Annotated in this window: 15 protein-coding genes; 9 read left to right on the top strand and 6 right to left on the bottom strand. The window is 70.9% G+C overall.

The genetic code is table 11. The features are described from left to right. Positions 1 to 23: 23 nt before the first annotated feature. The 4 genes from rpmA to RQG84_RS12340 all read right to left on the bottom strand — a co-directional run bounded on the left by rpmA (position 24) and on the right by RQG84_RS12340 (position 4723). Entirely contained in the window at positions 24 to 278 is a 255-nt protein-coding gene (gene rpmA / locus RQG84_RS12355) for a 50S ribosomal protein L27 (protein ID WP_055965140.1), read from the bottom strand. A 12-nt stretch (positions 279 to 290) separates the two neighbouring features. After that, on the bottom strand, positions 291 to 602 hold the full coding sequence (gene rplU / locus RQG84_RS12350) for a 50S ribosomal protein L21 (RefSeq protein ID WP_055965138.1): 312 nt from the start codon (positions 600 to 602) through the stop codon (positions 291 to 293). A 152-nt stretch (positions 603 to 754) separates the two neighbouring features. Continuing rightward, positions 755 to 3760, bottom strand: a complete 3006-nt coding sequence (locus RQG84_RS12345) for an Rne/Rng family ribonuclease (RefSeq protein WP_311210271.1) — start codon at positions 3758 to 3760, stop codon at positions 755 to 757. 180 nt (positions 3761 to 3940) lie between these two features. Continuing rightward, positions 3941 to 4723, bottom strand: coding sequence for a TIGR03936 family radical SAM-associated protein (locus RQG84_RS12340; protein WP_311210270.1), 783 nt, complete (start codon positions 4721 to 4723; stop codon positions 3941 to 3943). An 87-nt stretch (positions 4724 to 4810) separates the two neighbouring features. On the opposite strand from RQG84_RS12340, the gene RQG84_RS12335 reads away from it, so the two are divergent. Next, the gene (locus tag RQG84_RS12335; RefSeq protein WP_311210269.1) at positions 4811 to 6025 is read left to right on the top strand and encodes an MFS transporter; all 1215 of its coding nucleotides are present in this window, start codon (positions 4811 to 4813) and stop codon (positions 6023 to 6025) included. Between the two features lie 6 nt (positions 6026 to 6031). Here RQG84_RS12335 and RQG84_RS12330 read toward each other — a convergent pair whose 3' ends face one another. Continuing rightward, positions 6032 to 7960: a TIGR03960 family B12-binding radical SAM protein gene (locus tag RQG84_RS12330; RefSeq protein WP_311210268.1), complete on the bottom strand. Its 1929-nt coding sequence runs from the start codon at positions 7958 to 7960 to the stop codon at positions 6032 to 6034. A gap of 127 nt (positions 7961 to 8087) precedes the next feature. Here RQG84_RS12330 and RQG84_RS12325 point away from each other — a divergent pair, with 127 nt between their 5' ends. The 3 genes from RQG84_RS12325 (at position 8088) to RQG84_RS12315 (ending at position 10724) form a co-directional block, all read left to right on the top strand. Beyond that, positions 8088 to 8852, top strand: a complete 765-nt coding sequence (locus RQG84_RS12325; RefSeq protein WP_311210267.1) for a hypothetical protein — start codon at positions 8088 to 8090, stop codon at positions 8850 to 8852. Positions 8853 to 8877: 25 nt separating this feature from the next. Beyond that, entirely contained in the window at positions 8878 to 9537 is a 660-nt protein-coding gene (locus tag RQG84_RS12320) for a hypothetical protein (protein WP_311210266.1), read from the top strand. Positions 9538 to 9758: 221 nt separating this feature from the next. After that, entirely contained in the window at positions 9759 to 10724 is a 966-nt protein-coding gene (locus RQG84_RS12315; RefSeq protein WP_311210265.1) for a hypothetical protein, read from the top strand. A gap of 74 nt (positions 10725 to 10798) precedes the next feature. Here RQG84_RS12315 and ndk read toward each other — a convergent pair whose 3' ends face one another. Then, a complete protein-coding gene (gene ndk, locus RQG84_RS12310; protein WP_055965112.1) occupies positions 10799 to 11209 on the bottom strand; it encodes a nucleoside-diphosphate kinase in 411 nt (136 codons plus the stop codon). Positions 11210 to 11309: 100 nt separating this feature from the next. On the opposite strand from ndk, the gene RQG84_RS12305 reads away from it, so the two are divergent. The 5 genes from RQG84_RS12305 to RQG84_RS12285 all read left to right on the top strand — a co-directional run bounded on the left by RQG84_RS12305 (position 11310) and on the right by RQG84_RS12285 (position 17395). Next, on the top strand, positions 11310 to 13019 hold the full coding sequence (locus RQG84_RS12305) for a glycoside hydrolase family 13 protein (RefSeq protein WP_311210264.1): 1710 nt from the start codon (positions 11310 to 11312) through the stop codon (positions 13017 to 13019). Positions 13020 to 13128: 109 nt separating this feature from the next. Further along, complete coding sequence (locus tag RQG84_RS12300; protein ID WP_311210263.1) at positions 13129 to 14442, top strand: extracellular solute-binding protein; 1314 nt, start codon at positions 13129 to 13131, stop codon at positions 14440 to 14442. Then, entirely contained in the window at positions 14439 to 15383 is a 945-nt protein-coding gene (locus RQG84_RS12295) for a carbohydrate ABC transporter permease (protein WP_055965104.1), read from the top strand. Before RQG84_RS12300 ends, RQG84_RS12295 begins: the two co-directional genes overlap by 4 nt. Position 15384: 1 nt before the next feature. Then, the gene (locus RQG84_RS12290) at positions 15385 to 16230 is read left to right on the top strand and encodes a carbohydrate ABC transporter permease (RefSeq protein ID WP_055965099.1); all 846 of its coding nucleotides are present in this window, start codon (positions 15385 to 15387) and stop codon (positions 16228 to 16230) included. Positions 16231 to 16234: 4 nt separating this feature from the next. Further along, the gene (locus RQG84_RS12285) at positions 16235 to 17395 is read left to right on the top strand and encodes a sn-glycerol-3-phosphate ABC transporter ATP-binding protein UgpC (RefSeq protein WP_311210262.1); all 1161 of its coding nucleotides are present in this window, start codon (positions 16235 to 16237) and stop codon (positions 17393 to 17395) included. Position 17396 lies beyond the last annotated feature (1 nt).

Here is a 17396-nt window from a genome sequence, read left to right as displayed (position 1 = left end):
CCCTTCGACGGATGTTCTGCCGGTTACTCGCCCGGAACGATGTTCACGACCTTGCGGCCGCGACGCGTCCCGAACTCGACCGAGCCGGCCGACAGCGCGAAGAGCGTGTCGTCGCCGCCACGGCCGACGTTGGTGCCGGGGTGGAAGTGGGTGCCGCGCTGGCGGACGATGATCTCGCCCGCGTTGACCAGCTGGCCGCCGAAGCGCTTGACGCCGAGGCGCTGGCTGTTGGAGTCGCGGCCGTTCTTGGTGGAGGCTGCGCCCTTCTTGTGTGCCATGAGTTCAGTCCTCTACTTCGCGATGCCGGTGATCTTGACCTGGGTGTACTTCTGACGGTGCCCCTGGCGCTTCTTGTAGCCGGTCTTGTTCTTGTACTTCTGGATGGTGATCTTGGGGCCCTTGGTGCCACCGATGGCCTCGGCGGTCACGGAGACCTGGGAGAGCGAGTCGGCGTCGGCCGTGACGGTGTCACCGTCGACGTACAGGACGGCCGGCAGCGAGACCGCCTCGCCCTGGGCCAGGCCGAGCTGGTCGATCTCGATGACGTCGCCGACGGCGACCTTCTGCTGCGTGCCGCCACTGCGCACGATTGCGTAGACCACGGGATTCCTCACTCGGTTCTTGCTGGAAGCTGTGCTTGCCAAGGCTTGGGGCTGTGCAGGGCCGGGCGAACGCAGCGGGCTGGTTCGGCGACCGGTGCCGGGCTCTCGCCCGGGCATGCGGATCGGCGCGCAGGGCACGCCGACACATCATTCTACGGACCGTCACCCGGCTCGGTCAAAACGGGGGCGTCCTCGCTGGTGGAGGCCTGGTCGCCGTCCGTCTCCGACACGTCCGGAGCGGACGCCTGCTCGGCCTCGGGCAGAGGGTCCTGCACGGGCGCGGCAGCGGTCTCGGCCTCCGGCGCGACGGCGTCCTCGACAGGCTGCTCGGCCGTCTCGGGTGCGGGGCTCTCGGGCTCGAGCGCGGCGTCGACGGCGGGTGCAGGAGTCTCCTGCTCCGACGGCTGCGACGGCTCGGCCGGCTCGGCCGGCTGCTCGGCAGGCGCCGAAGCGCCGTCCTCGGGCGTCGGCACGTCCTTCGGGGGGCCCGAACGACGGGAGGACCGGCCCGAGGACGACGAGGTCGTCCTCGACGTCGTCGACTCCGAGGAGTCGGCCTCCTCCGTCGCCGGCTTCTGCTGCCCGCGACGCGAGCCACCGTTGCCGTTGCTCGACCCGTTGCCGTTGCCGTTGCTCGACCCGTTGCCGTTGCCGCCGCCGTTATTGCCGCCGCCGTTCGACCCACCGTTGTCGTTGCCACCGTTGCCGCCACGACCACGACGCTGACGTCCGCCGCCTCGCGGCTCGTCCTTCTTCGGCTCGACCGGCTCGGCCGTGATGACCACACCGCGCCCGTTGCAGTGGTCGCAGTCGGTGCTGAACGACTCGAGCAGGCCCGTGCCGATCCGCTTGCGAGTCATCTGCACGAGCCCGAGCGACGTCACCTCGGCCACCTGGTGGCGGGTGCGGTCGCGGCCCAGGCACTCGACCAGGCGACGCAGCACCAGGTCACGGTTGCTCTCGAGCACCATGTCGATGAAGTCGATGACGATGATGCCGCCGATGTCGCGCAGCCGGAGCTGGCGGACGATCTCCTCGGCGGCCTCGAGGTTGTTCTTGGTGACCGTCTCCTCGAGGTTGCCCCCGGAGCCGGTGAACTTGCCGGTGTTGACGTCGACCACGGTCATGGCCTCGGTCCGGTCGATCACGAGCGAGCCGCCCGAGGGCAGCCAGACCTTGCGGTCCAGCGCCTTGTGGATCTGCTCGTCGATGCGCAGCACGTCGAAGGAGTCGCGGCCGTCGTGCTCGGCGGGCGACCACTCCTGCAGTCGCTCGGCGAGGTCGGGTGCGACGTGACGCAGGTAGCCGGAGATGTTGTCCCAGGCGTCGGAGCCCTCGACGACGAGCGAGGCGAAGTCCTCGTTGAACAGGTCGCGCACGACCTTGATCACGAGGTCGGGCTCGGCGTACAGGAGCTGGGGGCCCTTCGCGGAGGGCGTCCCGTCCTCCCCGATGCCGGCCTTGGCCTTGATGTCGTCCCAGCGCGCCGTGAGCGCGGTGACGTCGCGGGTCAGCTGGTCCTCGCTGGCGCCCTCGGCGGCCGTGCGCACGATGACGCCGGCGTCCTCGGGGAGCACCTCCTTGAGGAGGGCCTTGAGCCGGGCGCGCTCGGTGTCGGGCAGCTTGCGGGAGATGCCGTTGGACTGGCCGCCCGGGACGTAGACCAGGAAGCGGCCCGGCAGGCTGATCTGGCTCGTGAGCCGCGCGCCCTTCTGGCCGATCGGGTCCTTCGAGACCTGCACGAGGATCTGCTGGCCGGGGGTCAGCGCCTCCTCGATCTTGCGGGCCTTGCCGTTCTGCACACCGCTCCAGTCGACCTCGCCGGCGTAGATGACGGCGTTGCGACCGGCACCGATGTCGACGAAGGCGGCCTCCATGCTGGGCAGGACGTTCTGGACCTTGCCGAGGTAGACGTTGCCGATGAGCGACGTCTGGGACTCGCGGGCCACGTAGTGCTCGACGAGCACGGAGTCCTCGAGCACGGCGATCTGGGTGTAGGCGTCGCTCTCGGCGCCGGAGCCCTTCGACACGTGCTGGCGGACGACCATCTGACGGTCGACTGCCTCACGTCGAGCCAGGAACTCGGCCTCGGACACGATCGGCGCGCGGCGCCGTCCGGCCTCACGGCCCTCGCGGCGGCGCTGCTTCTTGGCCTCCAGGCGCGTGGAGCCGGCCACGCCGGTGATCTCGTCCTCGGGGTTGCGACCCTCGCGGACCCGCACGACGGTGTTCTCCGGATCGTCGGGCGAGGCGGACGCGCGCTCGCCCGAGCGGGCGCGACGCCGGCGGCGGCGAGTGTTGGTGCTCTGGCCCTCGCCGTCTCCCCCGTCACCGGAGTCGTCCTGGTTCGACGAGCCGCCGGCTCCGTCGTCCTGGCCCTTGGCCTCGCCGGACTCGGCACCGTCGGAGGAGTCCGAGCCGTCGCGGGTGTCGTCACTCTTGTTGCGACGACGTCCGCCGCGGCTGCGGCGACGACGCTTGGGACCGCCACCGGATCCGTCACCGGAGTCGTCGCCCTGCTCGTCGGAGTCCGTGCCGTCGGAAGAACGCCCCTCGGAGGACCGGTCGTCGCGGGCGGGCGCCGTCACGGGCTCGGGAGCCTGGAACGCCACGGCTGCGGTCCCGGCATCGTCACCGGATGCCGCGGGCTTGCGACCACTGCGCTTCCTGGCGGGCCGGTCACCGCTGCTCGCGCGGTCGTCGCTCGCGGTCGAGGCCTCCTGGCCGGACGAGGTCGCGTCGGCTTCCTGAGGAGCAGCGTCGTCCTTGACCGTGGTCTTCCTCGCCGCGGTCTTCTTGGTGGCCGAGCCCGCTGAGGTGCTCTTCTTGGCGGGCTTCTTGGCCGCTGCCTTCTTCGCCGGGGCGTCGGGGGACCCGGTGTCGCCGTCGGACCCGCCCGAGGGAGCCGCCTTCTTGGCGGTCCGTCTGGCCGGGGCCTCCTGCGTCGAACCGGTGTCGGACGCGTCGGAGTCCTTCGTGGCGGGGTCCTTGCCGGACGCGGCACGCGACGGAGCCTTCTTCGCCGGGGCCTCGGGCGGGGCGAAGATGTCGGTGCTCACGGCCGCGGGAGGTCCCGCCGGCCGGGCGGCGGCCCGTCGTCTCGTGCGCGAGGTGGTGCTGGTCTCGGTGGTGGGTGTGTTCTTGTCGTCGTCGAGCATGTGCTCTCCTCAGGCCCCGTGAGCGCCGACGTGCGGCCGGGGTTCTGCGTCTGCGGCTCCTCGCCCGAGGGCTCGGTCACCGAAAGTCTTCTGGCGGCGCCGGGGCGCTGGGGCGTCCCGGGTGGTCGACGTCCGGCCTGTCACACGGCTCCCCGTCCGCCCCGCCGCGGTCAGCACCTGTCAGGATGCGTCGCGGTCGAGGGCGAGTGGATCGCCGACCGTCCCGTCCTCCACGTCCAGAGGACCCTGGGCCGAGCGTGTCGCCAAGGGCGTCTGCTCGAGCTCGAGGCCCCCGCGGTTGCGGAGTCCGGTGAGTACGTCGTCCGGTCGGACCGACGGGTTCTGGTGTCGGACGACCACCATCAGTATCGCATACGCCACACCCGAGGTGTCGGACGAACCAACGGAGAGTGACTGGACGGCGGCGCGGGCGTCGAACGTCCGCAGGCCTCGTTTGGTCATCCGCTCGACGTCGACCTGCTCGGCCGCGAGGAAGGCGTCGGCCGCCTCCCGGACCTGCTCCGGCGCGGTGCCGCGCAGCTCGATCACCCACTCGCTCGCCTCGAGCCGGTCCGCCAGCGAGCCCCCGCCCTCGCGCGCGGGGACCACCTCCAGCACGTCGATGCCGGGCGGCAGGGCGTCGTCCAGCGCCACGCGGACGGACTCGGGATCACGCTGCTGCGTGAGCCCGATCTCGAGGAACTCGGCCTCGCTCGCCGCGCCGGTGGGAGCCGCTCCGGCGTAGGAGATCTTCGGGTGGGGCGTGAAGCCCGACGAGAACGCGATCGGCACCTGGGCGCGGCGGACCGCGCGCTCGAAGGCACGGCCGAAGTCGCGGTGGCTGGTGAACCGCAGCCGGCCACGCTTGGCGTAGCGGATGCGCAGCCGCTGGACGATGGGCAGCTGCGGGTTGGGCGCCTCCGGGTTGGGGGTGCCACGCAGGGTCGTGCTGCCGTCGGACATGGGTCCGACCCTACCGAGGTCGGCGACCGCGGGCTCTCGCCGAGGGCCGCGTGCGGACGCCTCCGGACGGTGGCGTTGGATGTCTCGGTGAGCTCCTCGCCGTCCGTCCGTCGCGGGGGTCCCGCCTGGCTCGTGGGGGCCGCGATCGTGCTGCTCGCGCTCAACCTGCGCGTGGCGATCGGCAGCGTCGGGGTGGTCATCGACCCCCTGCGCGACGACCTCGGCATGAGCGCCACGGTCGCGGGCGTCCTGACCACGCTGCCCGTGCTGTGCTTCGCCGTCTTCGGGACGACGGCAGCGCGCGTGGTCCGTCTGCTCGGTCTCGACCGCACCGCCGCCGCACTGCTCGCCGTGCTGGCCCTCGGGCTCCTCGCCCGGTCGGTCGTCGACTCCACCGCGCTCTTCCTCGTGCTGTCGGTCGTGTCGCTCGCCGCGTGCGCGGTGGGCAACGTGGTGCTGCCCGCCCTCGCGAAGGAGCACTTCCCCGACCGGCTCCCCCTCGTCGGCTCGCTCTACGGCGCCGCGCTCATGGCCGGCGGCGCCGTGAGCTCGGTCGTCACTGTGCCGGCAGCGGACGCACTCGGTGGCTGGCGGCCCGGCATCGCGGTGTGGGCCGTGCTGAGCGTGGCCGCCCTGCTGCCCTGGCTGCCGATCGCGGCCCGTGCGGGGCGGGCGGGACGCGACGTCCGACCGGTCGGACCGTCACTGGCCCGGCTCGCCCGCAGCCGACTCGCCTGGGCCTGCGCCCTCTGCTTCGGCGCGCAGTCGGCCCAGGCCTACGCCCAGTTCGGCTGGTTCCCGACGATCCTGGCCGACGCCGGGCTCGCGCAGGGCACCGCCGGTGCGATGCAGGGACTGCTCGGGGCCGTCGGCATCCCGATGACCCTCCTGCTGCCACCGTTGGTGGCCCGCCTCGGAGGCCGCGGCATCCTCCCGTGGGTCTTCGCCGCCCTGACCGCGAGCGGCTGGGCCGGGGTCCTGTGGGCCCCGACCGCGGCTCCGTGGCTCTGGGCGATCCTGCTCGGGCTCGGCGGGTGCGCGTTCACCTGGGTGCTGATCATGTTCGGCCGTCGCGCCTCGACGACGGAGGGCACGGCCTCGCTGTCGGCGTTCGCTCAGTCCGTCGGCTACCTCGTGGCCGGGCTCGGACCGTTCGGCACCGGCCTGCTGCACGACGTGACCGGCTCGTGGACCGCGCCGGTCACGGTGCTCATGCTCGGCGCCGTGCTCATCGGCGTCTTCGGCACCCTCGTGGACCGCGGCGGGACGATCGAGGACGAGCTCGAGCGCCCTGCCGCCTGAGTCCGCTCAGACCACCGAGAGCGGCAGCAGCTTCTGGCCCGTCGGGCCGATCTGGATGTCGGTGCCCATCTGCGGGCACACGCCGCAGTCGTAGCAGGGCGTCCAGCGGCAGTCCTCGATCTCGAGGGCGTCGGGGTCGAGCGCGTCCTGCCAGTCCTCCCAGAGCCACTCCTTGTCGAGACCGGCGTCGAGGTGGTCCCACGGGAGCACCTCGTCGTGGTCGCGCTCACGGGTCGTGTACCAGTCGAGGTCGACCGGCTCGTCGGCCAGGACCTCGGCGGTCGCGGCCTCCCAGCGCTCGAACGAGAAGTGCTCGCTCCAGCCGTCGAACCGACCGCCGTCACGCCACACCGCCTCGACGATCCGCCCGACCCGTCGGTCACCGCGCGACAGCAGTCCCTCGACGATCCCGGGGCGTCCGTCGTGGTACCGGAAGCCGATGGCCCGGCCGAAGCGCTTGTCCGACTGCACGGACTCACGCAGCTTGCGCAGGCGCTCGTCGGTGGTCTCGTGGTCGAGCTGCGCGGCCCACTGGAACGGGGTCTGCGGCTTGGGCACGAACCCGCCGATGCTCACGGTGCAGCGGATGTCGCGGCGACCCGACGCCTCGCGTCCGGCCTCGATGACCCGCTTGGCGAGCTCTCCGATCTGCAGCACGTCCTCGTCGGTCTCGGTGGGCAGGCCGCACATGAAGTAGAGCTTCACCTGGCGCCAGCCGTGCGAGTAGGCGGCGGTGACGGTGCGGATGAGGTCGTCCTCGGTGACCGCCTTGTTGATGACCTTGCGCAGACGCTCGCTGCCGCCCTCGGGCGCGAACGTGAGCCCCGAGCGTCGGCCGTTGCGGCTGAACTCGTTGGCCAGCGTGATGTTGAAGGCGTCGACGCGGGTCGACGGCAGCGACAGCGACGTGTTGGTGCCCTCGTAGCGGTCGCCGAGCTGCTTGGCGAGGTCGCCGATCTCGGTGTGGTCGGCGCTGGAGAGGCTGAGGAGGCCGACCTCCTGGTAGCCCGACTCCTTCAGACCGGTGTCGATCATGTCGCCGATGGTCTGCAGCGAGCGCTCGCGCACGGGGCGCGTGATCATGCCGGCCTGGCAGAACCGGCAGCCGCGCGTGCAGCCACGGAAGATCTCGACGGAGTACCGCTCGTGCACCGTCTCGGCCAGCGGCACCAGCGGCTTGCGCGGGTACGGCCACTGGTCGAGGTCCATGACGGTGTGCTTGGCCACGCGCCACGGCACGCCCTCGCGGTTGGGCCGGACCGACGCGATGCGGCCGTCGTCGCGGTAGTCGACGTCGTAGAACTTCGGCACGTAGACGCCCCCTGAGGCCGCGAGCCGCAGCAGCAGCTCGTCGCGGCCGCCGGGACGCCCCTCGTCCTTCCACTCGCGCACGACCTCGCTGATGGCGAGCGCGATCTCCTCGCCGTCGCCCAGGACGGCGGCGTCGAGGAAGTCGGCGACCGGCTCGGGGTTGAAGGCGCTGTGGCCGCCCGCGAGCACGATCGGGTCGTCGTCGGTGCGGTCGACGGCGTGCAGCGGGATGCCGGCCAGGTCGAGCGCCGTGAGCATGTTGGTGTAGCCGAGCTCGGTGGCGAAGGAGATGCCCAGCACGTCGAACGCGCGCACGGGACGGTGCGCGTCGACCGTGAACTGCGGGATGCCGTGCTGGCGCATGACGGCCTCCATGTCGGCCTGCACCGCGTAGGTGCGCTCGGCCAGCAGCCAGTCACGCTCGTTCAGCACCTCGTAGAGGATCTGGACGCCCTGGTTCGGCAGCCCGACCTCGTAGGCGTCGGGGTACATGAGCGCCCAGCGCACGCTGACGTCGTCCCACTCCTTGACGGTGGCGTTGAGCTCGCCGCCGACGTACTGGATGGGCTTGCCCACCGTCGGCAGGAGCGGCTCGAGACGGGGGAAGACGGACTCGACGGACATGGCCCCAGGCTACGCGGCGTCCGGGACCTGAGAGAACGCCTGCGCCGTCTCAGCAACGTTGCCTAGGATGGTGGCTTCGTCCTGGGCCCTTCCCCGCCCCCTTTCCGTCGAGCTGGCAGGAGTGCGTGTGCGTCACGACGACCTCGTCGACCGGTCGGGCGGTCGGCACCGGATGGCACGCCACCGCGCACCGTCGGCCTTCGAACGTCGGCGCGACCGCACCCTCGACCTGCTGGCCGACGTCGCCGACGCCCTGCCCCGTGGCCGCACGCTCACGACCTTCGCCGTCGGTGGGGTCGTCGTGGCCGCCGGTCTGACCGCCGGCGCCCAGGCCGTGGGAGCCGGTGACAGCGCCGCCGCCGCGACCGGGCTGCGGCCCGTGTCGGCCATCGCGACGCCGCTGGTCCAGGCCCAGCGCGTGTCCGACGCCGTGATCGTCGACCAGGGCGCCCAGCGCCAGGTCGAGGAGGTCCAGGCCAAGGCCGACGGACAGCAGCGTGCCACCGCGCAGGCGAAGAAGGAGGCCGCCGAGCGCAAGGAGGCCGCCGAGAAGGCGAAGCGCGAGAAGGAGCGGCAGGCGGCGCTGGAGGCCGCCGACCCCAAGGTCGTCGCGCGCGCCATGCTCGCCGACTACGGCTGGGACGAGGGCCAGTTCTCCTGCCTCGACAACATCTGGAGCCAGGAGAGCGGCTGGCGCGTGGACGCCGAGAACCCGTCCTCGGGCGCCTACGGCATCCCGCAGTCCCTGCCGGGCACCAAGATGGCCAGCGCCGGCAGCGACTGGCGCACCAACCCGGCGACCCAGATCGAGTGGGGCCTCGGCTACATCGAGGGTCGCTACGGATCACCGTGTGCGGCGTGGGACTTCAAGAAGGGCGCCGGCTGGTACTGAGCGCGACTCCGTACGCTTGCCTGCCATGGGTCTGTTCAATCGACGCAAGCCGCCGATCTCGGTCTCCTACGTGCCGAAGGCGTCCGATCCGGACGCGCCGGACCAGACGGTCACGCTGAGCAACGGCTCCGAGGTGGGCCTGCGCCCGATCCTGCGGTTCGTGCCTCGCGACCAGTACGGTCGCGAGCTGCCCAACGTCGAGGTCGGCACGGTGCTCGGCATCGACCGGGGCGCCGTGGTGGCGCCGCCCGGTGCCGCCGCCACCGACGTGCTCCACTTCCACGGCCAGGGCGCGCGCAACGTGCGCGGCGTCGAGGTGCACGTCGAGGGCATGGAGCAGGTGGACCTCGACGGCATCGTGGCCCCGGTCGAGGCGCTCATGGTCGACCTCGAGGAGCACGCCACGCTCGACCCGCAGGACTTCTGGGGCATCGGCCTGGTCAATCGCAACGAGGTGCCGATCAGCGTCGGCGTGACGCTCGTGGAGTACGAGGATCGGGTGGGCGACGCCCCCCGCCAGGCCGTCGACGCCGTGACCCTCGACGGCACCGTCGACCTCGCCTCGCAGTCCCACGAGGTCGTCTGGCTCCCCGAGGAGGTCCGCGGCCGCTTCCACGGCGTCCTCGCCCACGTCGTCGTCCCCTGGACCGGCCCCACCGAGCCCCCACCCCTCGACCCCGCTTGACCCCTCGGGAGGACGCAAGATTCTGCCTTCGTGAGCGAGAGTCCGAACGATGCTGCGTTGACGACGGGATCCGGACGCGAACGCAGCATCGATCGGGACGCCGGTACTGAACGCAGAATCTTGCGTCGCCCCGTCCACAGGGCTCTCGCGCCCGCGTGCCTCCGTCCACAGCCTTCGGCCGCGCCCTTCGTCCGGGGCCGGACGGCCGACACGGTGGAGGCATGGAGACCGTCATGTCCGTCCGCCAGGCCGTCGAGATGTTCGGGGCCTGGCCTGTGCGTCAGCGCCTCCGCGACGGGATCTGGCAGAGACCGTGCCGGGGCGTCGTCGTCACGCACAACGGTGTCCTGAGCCTGCACGAACGCGACCTGGTGGCGCTCGCCTCCTCTCCCCCGCGTGCTGCCCTGGCCGGCCCCTCGGCGCTCCGCCAGGACGGCTTCGACGCGCGCGACCAGCGCCACCTCGTCGTCCTGCCGGCGGGAGCACGGGCGCCGTCGTGGGACCGCGCCACCGCGCACTGGTCGCACGAGCTGACCGATGTCGACGTGCATCCCACGCACCGGCCACGACGGACTCGACCAGCACGGTCGATCCTCGACACGGCCTCCTGGAGCAGCAGCGAACGCTATGCACGCTGGATCGTGATCAGTGCCCTGCAGGCCGGTCTCGTCACCACCCGGCACCTGCGTGAGGCCCTGACCCGCCGCGGTCGGTGTCGGCATCGCAGCGTGATCGTGTCGTCGATCCTCGACGCGGCCGGCGGGATCCAGTCGGTCCCGGAGCGAGACGTCGCGGCCATCTGGCGAGCCACCGGGCTTCCCGTCGCCGCACGGCAAGAGGCGGTGCGTGGTCCGACTGGTCGCTTCTACCTCGACGTGTGGTGCGAGCGGCTCGGCTTCGGCGTCGAGGTGCACGGGATCCCGCACCTCGCCGTCGAGCAGTGGGACGAGGACCTGGTCCGAGCCAACGAGATCGTGATCACCGGCCGACACGGACTGACCTTCTCGTCGTACGCGGTTCGCCACCACCCCCACACCGTGATGGACCAGCTCGACCGGATGGCACGGGCCCACGGATGGGAAGGCGCCCTGGCCCCCGAGCTCCTTCCCCGGTCACCATCCTGGGACCCAGAGCAACGCAAGATTCTGCGTTCGGGTGCGAGGAGCTCAAGCGTTCTGCGTTCGTGACGGGATTCGGACACGAAGGCAGAACCCTTCGGCCTTCCACTCATGAACGCAGAATCTTGCGTCCGCCGGAGGCGTCAGGCGAGGGAGGGGAACCAGAGGGCGATCTCGCGGGCCGCGGACTCCTCGGAGTCGGACGCGTGGACGAGGTTCTCGCGGTTGGACAGGGAGAGGTCACCGCGGACGGTGCCGGGGGCTGCGGCCCGGCCGTCGGTGGCGCCGTTCAGGGCGCGGACGACCGCGATCGCCTCGTCGCCCTCGAGCACGAGCGCCACGAGCGGGCCCGACGTCGCGAAGTCGCGCAGCGGCGGGTACCAGGGCTGCTCGACGTGCTCGGCGTAGTGCGCGTCGGCCTGGGCGGCGTCGATGGCGCGGTGCTCCATGGCCACGATCGTGAGGCCCTTGGCCTCGTAGCGGCCGAGGACCTCTCCGACGAGACCACGACGGACGGCGTCGGGCTTGAGCAGGACGAGCGTGCGCTGGGACATGGCCTCAACCTAGCGAAGGCCCCCGCTCGTCCGTCCGGTGGTGCGCCCGTCGGTAGCGTGGTCCGTGCCGACCCCCAGCGAGCCCGACCCCGAGGAATCCATGAGCAACCAGCCCTGGTGGCGCCACGCCGTCATCTACCAGGTGTACCCCCGGTCGTGGGCCGACGCCGACGGCGACGGCATCGGCGACCTGCCCGGCATCACCTCCCGGCTCGAGCACCTCGCCGACCTCGGCGTCGACGCCCTGTGGCTGTCGCCGTTCTACGTGTCCCCGCAGAACGACGCCGGCTACGACGTCGCCGACTTCCGCGACGTCGACCCGCTGTTCGGCACCCTCGACGACTTCGACGCCCTCGTCGAGCGGGCCCACGGACTCGGGCTGCGGGTGATCGTCGACGTCGTGCCGAACCACTCCTCGAGCGAGCACCCCTGGTTCCAGGCGGCCCTCGCCGCCGGCCCCGGCAGCGCCGAGCGCGCGCGGTACGTCTTCCGACCCGGGCAGGGCCCCGACGGCTCGGAGCCGCCCAACAACTGGATCTCGAACTTCGGGGGTTCGGCCTGGACGCGCGTCACCGAGGCCGACGGCACCCCCGGCGAGTGGTACCTGCACCTGTTCGACGTGACGCAGCCCGACTTCGACTGGACCAACCCCGAGGTCCGCGAGGAGCTGCACTCGGTGCTGCGCTTCTGGCTCGACCGCGGTGTCGACGGGTTCCGCATCGACGTCGCGCACGGCCTGATCAAGGCCGACGGCCTTCCCGACGCCGACCTGCTGCTCGACACCGTCGGCAGCCACACGCGCCTGCTGCCGATGTGGGACCAGCCGGAGGTGCACGACGTCTACCGCAGCTGGCGCACCCTCGTCGAGGGCTACGCCGGGTCGCTCGCCGACCTGTGGGGCCAGGACGACGACCGGATGCTCTGCGGCGAGGCGTGGGTCGAACCCGCGCACGCACTCGCGCAGTACGTGCGTCCCGACGAGCTGCACCAGACGTTCAACTTCTCGTTCCTGCTGACGCCGTGGGACGCCCCCGCCCTGCGCGACGCGATCGGCCGGTCCCTCGAGAGCGCCGCCGACGTCGGCGCCCCGCAGACCTGGGTGCTCTCGAACCACGACGTCGTGCGGCACGCCACGCGGCTGGGTCGCTCCGACGCCACCCGTGTCGTCGACACGGAGGGCATCGGCCCCGACGACGAGCAGCCCGACGCGGAGCTGGGCTTGCGCCGGGCCCGCGCGGCGACCACCCTCATGCTCGCCCTCCCGGGGTCGGCCTACCTGTACCAGGGCGAGGAGCTGGGCCTGCCCGACGCCACCGAGCTCCCCACCGACGTGCTGCAGGACCCCACCTGGGAGCTCTCGGGCCACGAGCGCCGCGGGCGCGACGGCTGCCGCGTGCCCGTCCCGTGGGAGTCCACCGGCCCGTCGCTCGGCTTCGGCCCCGAGGGCGAGCCGTGGCTGCCGCAGCCGCCGACCTACGCGGACCTGGCGCCCGCCCGCCAGCGCGGCGTCGAGGGCTCGACGCTCGAGCTGTACCGCACGCTGCTGCGACTGCGGCGCGAGCTCGACCTGGGCACGCGGTCGCTCGCGTGGATCGAGGACGGTGACGACCACGGCGTGGAGCACGTCGACGGACTGCTGTCGTTCGCGCTCGTCGCCAGCGGCGGCGACGTGGTGGCGACCGTCCACACCAACGTGTCGTCGGTGCCGGTCCCACGGCCTCCGGGCGAGCTGCTCGTCTCCAGCGGCGAGGTCGCCGACGACCACCTGCCCGCCGACACCACGGTCTGGCTCCGCCCTCACCCGGCCTGATCGCGACCGGGGCGACCCCGGGGTTGCGCCCCCGACGGCACCGTCCTACGTTGTTGACTCCCGTGTGGCACCGGTCACGTCGGGGACGGAGGGAAAGGGGACCCGACCCATGGCGACCACGCGACGTCGGACGGCGGTGATGGTCGCGAGTCTCGCCCTCGGCTCCTCGCTCCTCGCCGCCTGTGGCGGATCCGAGGGCAAGCCCACGCTCAACTGGTACATCAACCCGGACGGCCAGGACACCCTGAACAAGCTGGCCGAGGACTGCAGCACCGACGACTACGACATCGCCATCCAGCTGCTCCCGGCCAGCGCCACCGACCAGCGCACCCAGCTCGCGCGCCGGCTCGCCGCGGGTGACAGCTCCACCGACCTCATGAGCCTCGACCCGGTGTTCGTCCCCGAGTTCGCCAACGCCAAGTGGCTGAAGCCGTTCGAGGGCGAGCTCGCGGACCAGGTGCTCGACGACGACGTCCTCAAGGGTGCGGCCGAGACGGTCACCTGGAACGACCAGGTCGTCGCCGCGCCGCAGTGGGCCAACACGCAGGTCGTGTGGTTCCGCAAGTCCCTCGCCGAGGCCGCCGGGCTCGACATGAGCCAGCCGGTCACGTGGGACCAGGTCATCGACGCGGCCTCCGAGGAGGGCGGCACCGTCGGCGTGCAGGCCAACCGCTACGAGGCGTACGTCGTGTGGATCAACTCGCTCATCCAGGGCGCCGGAGGCAACATCCTCGACCCCGACACCGTCGAGGACGGCCGCGACGCGAAGGTCACGATCGACTCGGCGGCCGGCAAGGACGCCGCTGCGGTCATCGAGAAGCTCGCCGACTCCCCCGCCGCCCAGCCCGACCTCACCACCTCGAACGAGGGCACGAGCCTCGGCCAGATGTTCCCCGAGAACGGCCCCGGCGAGTTCATGACCAACTGGACCTTCGTCTACAAGAACTACGAGGGACTCATCGGCAAGCCCGGTGGCCCGAAGGACGAGCAGGAGTTCGAGGACCTCGGCTGGGCCCGGTACCCCCAGACGGTCGAGGGCGAGGAGTCCCGGCCCCCGATCGGCGGCATCGACATCGGCGTCGGCGCGTTCTCCGAGCACCCCGACTTCGCCCAGGAGGCCGCCGTCTGCGTCACGAACGCCGAGGCGCAGTCGGCCCTGGCCGTCAACGAGGGCCTCATGCCGTCGCGCCAGTCGGTCTACGACTCCGCCGAGCTCAAGGAGGCCTACCCGGCCGACCTGCTGCAGCTCTACAGCGAGAGCGTCGACACCGGCGGGCCGCGCCCCAAGAGCGCCTTCTACAGCCAGGTCTCGAGCGCCATCCAGTCCCGCTGGCACTCGCCCCGCTCGGTGAGCCCGGACTCGACGCCGAAGCAGTCGGCCGACTTCCTGACCGCGATCCTCCGAGGGGAGGCACTCCTGTGAGCACCGCCACCGCCCCCAAGAAGGCCCCGAAGAAGTCCGCGAGCAAGCCCGTCGCGTCGGACCGCGCCAAGGCGGAGAGCCGCCTCGCGCTGTACCTCGTGGCCCCGGCCGTCGCACTGATGCTGCTGGTCACCGCGTTCCCGATGCTGCGCGCGCTCTACCTGTCGCTGTTCAGCTACTCGCTCACCGCACCCGACGACCGTGAGTTCGTGGGCCTGGCCAACTACGGGACCGCCCTGACCGACCGCCTGTTCTGGATCGACACGGCCAACACGGTCGGCATCATGATCATCACCGTGGCGTTCGAGCTCGTCATCGGCTTCGTCTTCGCCATGGTCATGCACCGACTGATCTTCGCCCGCGGTCTCGTCCGCACGTCGATCCTCATTCCCTACGGCATCATCACCGTCGTCTCGGGTTTCGCGTGGCAGTTCGCGTTCTCCAACACGAACGGCTTCGTGAACGGCTGGATCCCCTTCCTCGGCGACGACTTCACGTGGTTCGCGGAGTACCAGACGTCGATGGTGGCGATCATGGTCTCGGAGATCTGGAAGACGACGCCGTTCATGGCGCTGCTCCTGCTCGCCGGCCTCGCGCAGGTCCCCGAGGACATGCTGGAGGCGGCCAAGGTCGACGGGGCCACGTGGTGGCAGCGGCTCTGGAAGGTGATCCTGCCGAACATGCGGGCGGCGATCATGGTGGCCGTGCTGTTCCGCGCGCTCGACGCCTACCGCATCTTCGACAACATCTTCGTCATGACCGCAGGGGCCAACAACACCGAGTCGATCTCGTTCCTCACCTACCGGCAGGTGATCGAGCAGTTCCAGCTGGGCATCGGCTCGGCCCTCTCGGTGCTGCTGTTCCTGTCGGTGCTCGTGGTGGCGTTCGTGATCGTCAAGGTGTTCCGGGTCAACCTCGCGGACGCACGGCAGGAGGGCTGACATGAACAAGAACGCTGCGACCCGCATCGGCACGCTCGTCGGCTTCGTCGCCATCATGATCTGGTGCCTGCTCCCGGTGGCCTGGATCATCTCGCTGTCCTTCAAGAGCCAGGAGGCCGTCACCAACGGCAGCCCCGGCTTCTTCCCCTCCAGCGGAGGTGGGGCAGGCTGGCAGAACTACGCCGACGTCATCGCCGACGAGCAGTTCCGTCGGGCGATCTTCAACTCGATCGGCATCTCGCTCATCGCGACCCTGCTCTCCGTCGCCCTGGCCACGCTCACCGCCTACGCGGTCGCGCGGCTGGAGTTCAAGGGCAAGCGGTTCGTGCTCACCACCGCCCTCGTCATCGCCATGTTCCCCGTGGTCTCGCTCGTCGGGCCGCTGTTCGACATGTGGCGCACGCTCGGCATCTACGACACGTGGCCCGGCCTCATCATCCCCTACATGAGCTTCACCCTCCCGCTCGCGATCTGGACGCTCTCGGCGTTCTTCCGCGAGATCCCGTGGGAGATGGAGCAGGCCGCGCAGGTCGACGGGGCGACCTCGTGGCAGGCCTTCCGCAAGGTCATCGTCCCGCTCGCGGCACCCGGTGTGTTCACCGCCGCGATCCTGACGTTCTTCTTCGCGTGGAACGACTTCGTCTTCGGCATCTCGCTGACGTCCACCGAGAACGCACGTCCCATCCCCGCGGCACTGTCGTTCTTCGTCGGTGCCGACCCGTTCAACCGGCCGGCGTCCCTGCTGGCCGCGGGTGCCGTGGTCGCGACGATCCCGGTCATCCTCCTCGTCCTCTTCTTCCAGCGAAAGATCGTCGCGGGCCTCACCGCCGGCGCAGTGAAGGGTTGATCCCATGGCCACCATCGAGATGAAGAACATCGTCAAGAAGTACGGGGACGGCTTCCCCGCCGTGAACGACATCAGCATCGACGTCCAGGACGGGGAGTTCCTGATCCTGGTCGGCCCGTCGGGCTGCGGGAAGTCGACCCTGCTGCGCATGATCGTGGGTCTGGAGGACATCAGCTCCGGCGACATGATCATCGACGGCGACCGGGTCAACGACCTGGCACCGCGCGACCGCAACCTGGCCATGGTCTTCCAGAACTACGCGCTCTACCCGCACCTGACGGTCTACGAGAACATCGCCTTCCCGCTGCGCCTGAAGAAGGTGCCGGAGAAGGAGATCGACGAGAAGGTCCGCCAGGCCAGCAAGACGCTCGACCTCGACGAGCACCTCGAGCGCAAGCCCGGCAACCTCTCCGGCGGTCAGCGCCAGCGCGTGGCCATGGGTCGTGCCATCGTGCGCGACGCCAAGGCGTTCCTGTTCGACGAGCCGCTCTCCAACCTCGACGCCAAGCTGCGTGGCCAGATGCGCACCGAGATCGCGCGCCTGCAGAAGCAGCTCGGCATCACGACCGTGTACGTGACGCACGACCAGACCGAGGCGATGACGCTCGGCGACCGCGTCGCGGTCATGAAGCGCGGGATCCTGCAGCAGCTCGCCTCCCCGCGTGAGCTGTACGAGCAGCCGGTCAACCTCTTCGTCGCCGGCTTCATCGGCTCGCCGCCGATGAACTTCCTGCCGGCCACCGTGGAGGACGGGAAGATCACCCTGCCGTTCGGCACCTTCCCGATGCCCGCCGACAAGGCCGCGCGCGCCGAGGGCAAGGGCCTCATGCTCGCCGGCATCCGCCCCGAGCACTTCGAGGACGTGTCGGTGCTGAAGGACGAGGCCGACTCCTCGCGCACGTTCGAGGCGCACATCGACGTCCGGGAGTGGCTCGGCGACCAGCAGTACGCCTACGTGCCCTACGACGCCGACGCCACCACGCAGGACCAGCTGCGCGAGCTCGCCCGCGAGGCCGACAGCGAGTCGCTGCGCACGCAGCTGGTCGTCTCGCTCGACGCCGCCAGCAAGATCACCGACGACGACAACACGGTGCTGTTCATCGACACCGACAAGCTGCACCTGTTCGACCCGACGAGCGGGGAGAACCTCACCGTCGGTCTCTAGC

This window comes from Aeromicrobium sp. WCS2018Hpa-31 (assembly GCF_031843905.1).
In the GTDB taxonomy this organism is placed as follows: domain Bacteria; phylum Actinomycetota; class Actinomycetes; order Propionibacteriales; family Nocardioidaceae; genus Aeromicrobium.
The sequence above is the reverse complement of the archived record's forward strand: the minus strand, read 5'-3'. Positions and strand labels throughout refer to the sequence as shown.